A 7,791-nucleotide genomic window follows, 5' to 3' on the forward strand; every position below is an offset into this window, starting at 1 on the left:
GGCCTTGGATAGAATGCGACGTTTGCGCTGTTTCTCAAATAACTTGTAGTTGTAGTTGAGCGCATTTAAAACGCCATCGTTGCTAACATCTTTGATGCGAACAGGTACTTTTGCTTTTGCAACAGACACATGGCTGATTCCGGCGCCCATCAGACCACCACCAAGCACACCAACTTTATGAACTGGTGCTGGTTTCGCATCCGTGCCATTTTCTTTCTTCATTTCTGTTGTGGCAAAGAAGATCGAACGGAGCGCTTTTGACTCTGAGCTCATCACAAGCTCACCAAAGCGCTTCGCTTCAAGTTCTTGGCCTTTAGCGAAGCCTTTCTCTAAGCCATGTTGAATAACTTCTAGAATTGCAACCGTTGCTGGATAGTTACCGCGAGTTTTTTGATTCGTTTTCTTCGCAGCTTGCTCAAATACAAACTTGCGCCCTAGCCCGCTACCAGACATCACCTTTTCTTTCGTCGATAGCTTTTTCGTACCCTTGTTTTTACCTTTGTCGATAAACTGTTTTGCTACGTCGAGCAAAATGGTGTCAGGCACACAGGCGTCCACAACGCCCAATTTTTTAGCTTTCTTCGCACGAAGTTGTTTACCCGTCAGGATCAAGTCCAACGACGGTAACAGGCCAATCAAACGTGGCAGACGCTGAGTACCACCAGAACCTGGCAATAAACCAAGTTGTACTTCTGGCAGACCTAAACGCGTTTTGTCAGAATCCGTACAAACACGATAATCACATGCAAGAGCCAGTTCTAAACCACCGCCCAAACATGGGCCATGAATAGCCGCAACGACAGGATAAGGTAAGTCCGATAGCTGCTGGAACAACTCCTGACCTTGCCTTGCTAAGGCTTCCGCTTCACTTGCTGTGGTGCATGCTTCTAGCATTCGAACATCAGCACCCGCAACAAAATTGTCCGGTTTTAGGGAGTGGATGATCATCCCTTTAATACCACTGGAGTCTTTTAGCTGAGCAAAAATTTCTTTCATTTCGTCAGCAAAAGCCGCCTGCAGCGTATTCATTTTTTCATTAGGAACATCAATTGCTAACCAAGCAATATTTTGCTCATCAACCTTTAGACTAAATGCTTTTTGCTCGCTCATTACTCAACCTCCAGAATCATTGCCGCACCAAGACCACCAGCAGCACATGCGGTATTCAATGCAATACCACCGCCACGGCGTTTTAGCTCTCGTAGGGTTTGCGTCATCATACGCGCACCAGTCGCAGCAAATGGGTGACCATAAGCAATTGATCCGCCAAGCACGTTGAACTTATCCATATCAATTTCACCAATCGCTTTTGAGCGACCAAGGTTTTCTTGAGCAAACTTATCGGAAGCAAACATCTTCACATTCGCCAATGCTTGAGCAGCAAAGGCCTCGTGCATGTCGATCAACGTCAGGTCTGACAGTTCCAAGCCTGTATTTTCAAGCACTTTCGCTGTGGCATAAGTCGGCCCCATCAGCATGTCCTTTTCCACGCCGATAGCAGAGAATGCATAACCTCGGATGTAACCAAGGATCTCCATTCCGAGCTCTTTCGCTTTACCTTCTCGCATCAACATCACTGCCGCACCACCATCAGTCAATGGCGTACTGTTCGCTGCCGTAACACTGCCATACTGACGATCAAACGCAGGTCGCAATTTCGCGTATCCCTCAACCGTTGAGTCATGACGGATATTGTTGTCTTCCGAAATCCATTTTTTGTATGGTTCAGGGAAAGCCGTCATCACTTCATCTTGGATTTTTCCTTCTTTCCAAGCCTGAGAAGCCAGCGTATGAGAACGATGTGCAAGCGCATCCTGTTCTGCGCGAGAAATACCATGTGTTTTAGCCATTTGCTCTGCAGTTTGTCCCATGGATAAACCCGTAGAGTACTCTGCTACTGCTGGTGGCACTGGCATCAGGTCTTTAAAGCTCAAGTTTTTGAGGATACTAAGCTTCTGACCCATTGTTTTTGTCTTACTAAGAGCAAGCAGATTAGCGGCCAGTTTCTTTGATACGCCAATAGGCAGGACGGAAGAAGAGTCTGCACCGCCAGCAATACCAATATCGATGGTTCCCGCCATGATGCTTTCTGCGACATTAACCGCCGCTTGAAAACTCGTCGCACACGCTCGAGTCACACTGTAAGCATCAGTATGGATGTTCATACCGGTGCCTAACACGATTTCTCGTGCGATGTTTGGCGCTTCAGGCATTTGTACTACTTGTCCAAATACCACTTGTTCGATTAGCTTCGGATCAATATCTGTTCGAGCAAGCATTTCGCTTACTACCATTTTCCCTAAATCGACCGCTGGCACTTGGCTAAATTCCGTGCTTTGACGAGCAAAGGGAGTTCGAAGCCCCGCGACAATAGCGACACGCTCACCATTGCGTGTTTTTACTTCCTGCTTGCCCATTGTTTCTCCTTAAATACAAGAGGTCTGACCTGATGCATTGTATTGAATTTGTTAAATTTATCAAACGTGCGTTTAAATAAACGTGAAGCAAGTAGTTCAATTACTCTACTTCTTTGATTCTTATGCGATTACTAATGGTTAACTATAGAGAGTTAAAACGGTAAGAGGTATACGGAAAGTAAAATCGAAGCAAAAAAAAACCACACATAACTGTGTGGTCGGAATATCTATAAAACAATTAACTTACGCCAATTGAAAAGTAATCAGTTTCCTGATTAGGAGAAAGTAAAGTCAGCCTTCAAAAGGAAGTGTCATCTTGCTCAACATGTTAGTCGCAATGACTAACGAGATGACAAGGTGTACTATAACCCCTTCACTGCTTGATATTTTGAAATAGATCAATTTTATAGTGATTTTACGAGTTTTAAGCTCACCTAGTGCGATTATTGATTCAAAACAATTCAAGAATCCACCATCAGAAGTCCCTTTTAATGCTCCATCAAGTGAACTTATCCAAGCCATTGATTACTAATGATGATATTGTTAACAATATATATCTATTCGTGTTCGATGATATCTGACATTTGCGTATACACTTTTAGGTAACCACATGGCTTATTGTGTCAAAGGGTTTGCATGACAAATCCTGCAACCAAAACCGCTAAGCGATGAAGCAAGTAAAGTCATGCTCAGAACAAGTAAGAAACTCACAGAGCGAGGATGGAGGCTCCTGTGGCCATATTAAAAATGTTTGGAAAGAAAAATTCCAACAGTCCGGTCAACTCTGATATGGACAAGCAAAGAAAATACGAAGCGCTCGTCCGAGGGTATCATCGTGACTTGTACCGCTACGCATATTGGTTGTGCAAAGATAAAGCGGTCGCGGAAGATCTAGTTCAGGAAACCTGTCTTAGAGCTTGGAAGTCACTCGATAGCCTCCAAGACGAAAAAGCTGCCAAGTCTTGGCTCATCACAATATTGAGACGAGAAAATGCGCGCCGCTTCGAACGTAAACAATTTGATTTAGTTGATATCGATGATTACGGCAATGATGCTAAAGTCAGCGATGACCCACATCATCAGCAAGAATGGCTGCAGGCACAGATCATGAAGCTCGATGTTGAATACCGTGAGCCTTTATTTCTCCAAGTTGTCGGTGGTTTCAGTGGAGAAGAAATTGGCGACATTCTTGATTTAAATAAAAACACAGTGATGACTCGACTATTTCGCGCTCGTAATCAACTTAAAGAGATGTTGGATTCTCAAGATACCAAGAGAGGACAAAAGAATGGATGATTTAGAATTTCGTCGTCGTATTTTGTCGGATCCAAAACAAAAGGATGAAGAGATTCTGCAAGCTTTAGCTGGTAGCGACGCCAACAATAAGTTTGTTGATGACGTTTTGGATCTCGATGTAAAAATTAAACAAGCCATGAATGTGGATGTACCCGAAGATCTCGCAGATAAGATTTTATTTAGCCAGACGTCGAGTGCACTTGATGAAGAGAAGGTCGTCAGACCAAACTTTGTCCGCAAAGCAATGGCACTTGCCGCTTCTATTGCGTTCACCGCAGGGTTATTAGTTGGCCAAGTAAACTGGGGAAATGTTTTGGTGTCTCCAGCACAAGCCAGTTTAGCGGATACCGCGATGAAACACGTTATTCATGAAGAACCGTTTGTTCGTCATCTTGATGAGGATGTACCGAGCTCGCAAATTAATGCGAAAATGTCGCCATTTCATTACCAGTTTAGTGAAAACTTTCCATATCACGTTTACTACCTAAACCACTGCGGTTTTGGCGAATCCAATGCGGTGCATATGGTGTTCCAAGGTCCAAAAGGTAAAGTAACGTTATTTATTACTGGTATTCCAAGCGAACAAAGTACCGACTTTAGTAAGGATGGCATGACCGGAATCGTTCAGCCCGTCGGGAGTTCAAGCCTGATTTTAGTCGGGGAAGAAGGTGAAAATATTGATGCGCTCGCTACGACTCTTGCATCAATGATTAAGCCGATGTAACAACTTCGACGATTTCCAGCCTTCAAAAGGTTAAATGCCGCTAAATGATCTTATTTAGCGGCATTTTTGTATAAATAGAACGCAAAACATTCACCATCGCTATACCATTTAGAGCTTAAACTCTAAATTATGCATTTTAAGTGCAATTTCCCGTCTTTTAGACATCATTTCTGCAATTTTTATTCAATTTTATCCAATGGTCGGATTTGTCCAAGCAATTATTGATACTACTATCTGCGCCACTGAGCAAAAGCTCAATTTATCGTCCAAAGAGACGAATCTAATAAGGAAAAACAAATGACTCAGAACACGCGTCTGTTTAAAAAGACTCTCCTAGCAGTAACGGTAGCTTTTGCCTCAGGTCAATCGATGGCAGCGGGTTTCCAAATCAACGCTCAATCAGCAACTGGCATCGGCCGTGCATTTGCTGGTGATGCAGTAATCGCAGATAATGCAGCAGTAATGGCTCGTAACCCAGCAGCAATGGCTCTGTTTGATAAAATGGAACTTTCGCTAGGTTTCGAAAGCATTACTTCAATGATTGAAGTGAAAGATGCGAAATATTGTGGTTCAACGTGCCAAGTAGCACCAACACTGTTCAAGCCTGTCGACTCAAACTATGACGACGCTGGCGATACTTCTATTGCACCGAACATTCATCTAATCGTTCCTGTAAATGACAAGTTTGCATGGGGCGTAAACGCATACTCTAATTTCGGTACTAAAACAGAATTCGACAATAGCTTTGCGGCAAAAGAATATGGCGGCTTAACTGATGTTAAGAGCGTAAACTTTGGCCTTGCAGGTTCTTACCGTCTCAATGAACAATGGAGCTTTGGTGCTGGTTTAGATTTAATCTACGGCCAAGGTACAATGAAGCGTGAACATGCTGCAATAGGCACACTCGTCGATGTAGACGAAGCTGATGGTTGGGCTGTAGGTTTCAATGTTGGTACTGTGTACGAGCTAGATGAAAACAATCGATTTGGTCTTGCATACCGTCATAGTCCAGAAATGGAAGCAAAAGACGATAAAGGTCAAAAAATCACACTACCTTTACCAGATATGGCCGAGTTCTCTGGCTTCCACAAAATTCAAGACACTAAGTTTGCTGTACACTACAGCATCCAATACATTGGCTGGGAAACTTTCGATCAAATTGAATTCTCTAACTTAAAAGGCTCTCCTCTTGGCTCATCGTACGATAAACAGTACCAGTGGCAAGATGGTTGGCACTACTCGATTGGTGGTACATATTACCTAAGTAATAACTGGACACTTCGTGCTGGTTACATGTACGACACGAGCGCCCAAGCTGACTTAACGTCTGTTTCCGTTCCTGACTCAGATCGCCAATGGTTCTCTACCGGCTTTACTTATCACATTGATAGTAAATCAAATGTCGACTTTGGCTTTACGTACCTAATGGGTAAAGATGTTGAGGTAAATGAATCAACACCTAACCCAATGTACAACCCAAGTAACGCTCAAAGCCCTCAAAATATCTCGAGCTTGTCAGCAACAACACGCGCTGATGCTATTCTATTCGGCTTACAATACAGCCGTAGCTTCTAAACGCTTCGCTGTTAGTTAGTAGAAAAATACTTTATATAAAAGGCTGGATTTCCAGCCTTTTTTCATATCTGCGATTTATTGCCCATTCAATTTGAGTGAACACGTGTATCTAAATCTCACAATTAGGACGCACAGCTGTTCGCTGAATTCCGTTTACAAGCCTTTCACAGTTAGATAATTAAACCACCCAATCAACACTTGAAAGCATAATATTCCAAATGACTGCTTATACTGGATTTTCATTTCTAAAGTAAAAACTCTACCTTTAAACTTTCGTCCCACGTTATAAACAAATCAGCGAACATTCGAATGAAAACCAACAAGACTCTTCTATCAACAGCAGTGGCATTAAGCCTACTTGGCACAACGGGCATGGCTAACGCAGCAGGTTTCCAACTTGCTGAGTATTCTGCAACAGGCCTAGGTCGAGCATATGCTGGTGAAGCAGCAATGGCTGACAACGCAAGTGCACAATGGCGTAACCCAGCAATGCTAACTTATTTGGAAGGCACTCAAGTGTCCGTTGGTGCAATCTATGTGAACCCAAATATTGATATTGAAGGTGATGTAAACTTCCACGGTAGCACTTCTTCTGCATCTTCAGATGACTTCGCACATGATGCAATCATTCCAAACTTCTACCTATCACACCAATATAATGAGAAATTCGCGATTGGTTTGGCATTTGGCACCAACTACGGCATGGAAACCGATTTAGGTAAAGGCTTTGGTGCATCGCACTTTGGTAACGAAGCAAGCGTAACGACAATGGAAGCGAACTTAAACGCAGCTTACAAAGTCAATGAATCGATCAGCGTTGGTGGTGGTATCCGTTACATCATCGGCGAAGGCAGCTTTGGCGCAGCAGCTCCTAAGAATAACGTTGTAGGGTTAAACCCTGAAACTAATCAACCAATCAGTGTTCCTCAAGGTACCGCTCTAAAATACATGGAAGGTGACGATACCGCTTGGGGCTGGCAAGTTGGTACAGCATGGCAGATCAATGAAAATAACCGTATCGGCTTCGCGTACAAATCTGAAGTTGAACTGAAGCTTGAAGGCCATGCTGAAGGTCTTGGTTTTGGCTTCGGTACTTCTGAACGCGACAACGGCTACATGTATCTAAACCTGCCTGCAACGGCTGAGTTGGCAAGCTTCCACCAAGTAACAGACCAATTTGCGTTACACGCAAGCGTTAACTGGACGGATTGGAGCTCTTTCGAGAAATTGGAAGCACGTCTAGATACTGCAGGCACGCATATGGTTAAAGTAGAAAACTGGGAAGATAATTATCGCTTTGCTGTTGGTGCTACTTACCAGCTTGATCCTAAGCTAGCGCTACGCACTGGTATTGCATACGATACTTCAGCGGTAAGCGACAAAAACCGTACGATCACTATTCCAGAAACTGACCGCACTTGGCTAAGTATTGGCGCAACGTACGATTGGACGAAAGACTTCAGCCTAGACGCTGGCTTCACCTATATTTTTGCGAAAGACGCACCAATCGTTGAGTCTCGTGGTTACAAGTCAGACGACACTGCAGAACAAGTCGGCGGCCAATTTGTAGGCGAAACTACGGGTAATGTTTGGCTAATCGGTGTTCAAGCAAACTACCGTTTCTAACCAAGCTGCAAAATACAAAAAAGGCTTAGCATCAGCTAAGCCTTTTTTCATTTCTCTGTGCCGTCCTAAATAAGGTTGACACTTTCCACCCCCAAAATTGGAGAGTGTTATGAAATCAACAACTAAAAGAACTCAGCGCGATTACTCCCTCGC

At 43.6% G+C, this 7,791-nt stretch carries 6 protein-coding genes; 4 read left to right on the plus strand and 2 right to left on the minus strand.

The window, feature by feature from the left end; genetic code table 11:
* Together IQP38_RS26415 and fadI are read right to left on the minus strand one after the other, a co-directional pair.
* The coding region (locus tag IQP38_RS26415) for an enoyl-CoA hydratase-related protein (protein ID WP_228010056.1) at positions 1 to 1,110 on the minus strand (1,110 nt) is incomplete at its 3' end.
* Positions 1,110 to 2,417 carry an acetyl-CoA C-acyltransferase FadI gene (gene fadI, locus IQP38_RS12780; RefSeq protein ID WP_005384447.1) on the minus strand — a complete coding sequence of 436 codons (1,308 nt, stop codon included), beginning with the start codon at positions 2,415 to 2,417 and terminating at the stop codon, positions 1,110 to 1,112. The genes IQP38_RS26415 and fadI, both read right to left, overlap by 1 nt.
* 720 nt (positions 2,418 to 3,137) lie before the next feature.
* Here fadI and IQP38_RS12785 point away from each other — a divergent pair.
* The 4 genes from IQP38_RS12785 to IQP38_RS12800 all read left to right on the plus strand — a co-directional run bounded on the left by IQP38_RS12785 (position 3,138) and on the right by IQP38_RS12800 (position 7,638).
* On the plus strand, positions 3,138 to 3,713 hold the full coding sequence (locus tag IQP38_RS12785) for a sigma-70 family RNA polymerase sigma factor (protein ID WP_042522516.1): 576 nt from the start codon (positions 3,138 to 3,140) through the stop codon (positions 3,711 to 3,713).
* Entirely contained in the window at positions 3,706 to 4,437 is a 732-nt protein-coding gene (locus tag IQP38_RS12790) for a DUF3379 domain-containing protein (protein WP_033907380.1), read from the plus strand. The genes IQP38_RS12785 and IQP38_RS12790 overlap by 8 nt, the downstream gene beginning before the upstream one ends.
* Positions 4,438 to 4,734: 297 nt before the next feature.
* On the plus strand, positions 4,735 to 6,012 hold the full coding sequence (locus IQP38_RS12795) for an outer membrane protein transport protein (protein WP_193837637.1): 1,278 nt from the start codon (positions 4,735 to 4,737) through the stop codon (positions 6,010 to 6,012).
* Positions 6,013 to 6,321: 309 nt separating this feature from the next.
* The gene (locus tag IQP38_RS12800) at positions 6,322 to 7,638 is read left to right on the plus strand and encodes an outer membrane protein transport protein (protein WP_193837638.1); all 1,317 of its coding nucleotides are present in this window, start codon (positions 6,322 to 6,324) and stop codon (positions 7,636 to 7,638) included.
* Positions 7,639 to 7,791: the final 153 nt, after the last annotated feature.

It is taken from the genome of Vibrio sp. OPT41, assembly GCF_015163595.1.
GTDB classification, from domain to species: domain Bacteria; phylum Pseudomonadota; class Gammaproteobacteria; order Enterobacterales; family Vibrionaceae; genus Vibrio; species Vibrio alginolyticus.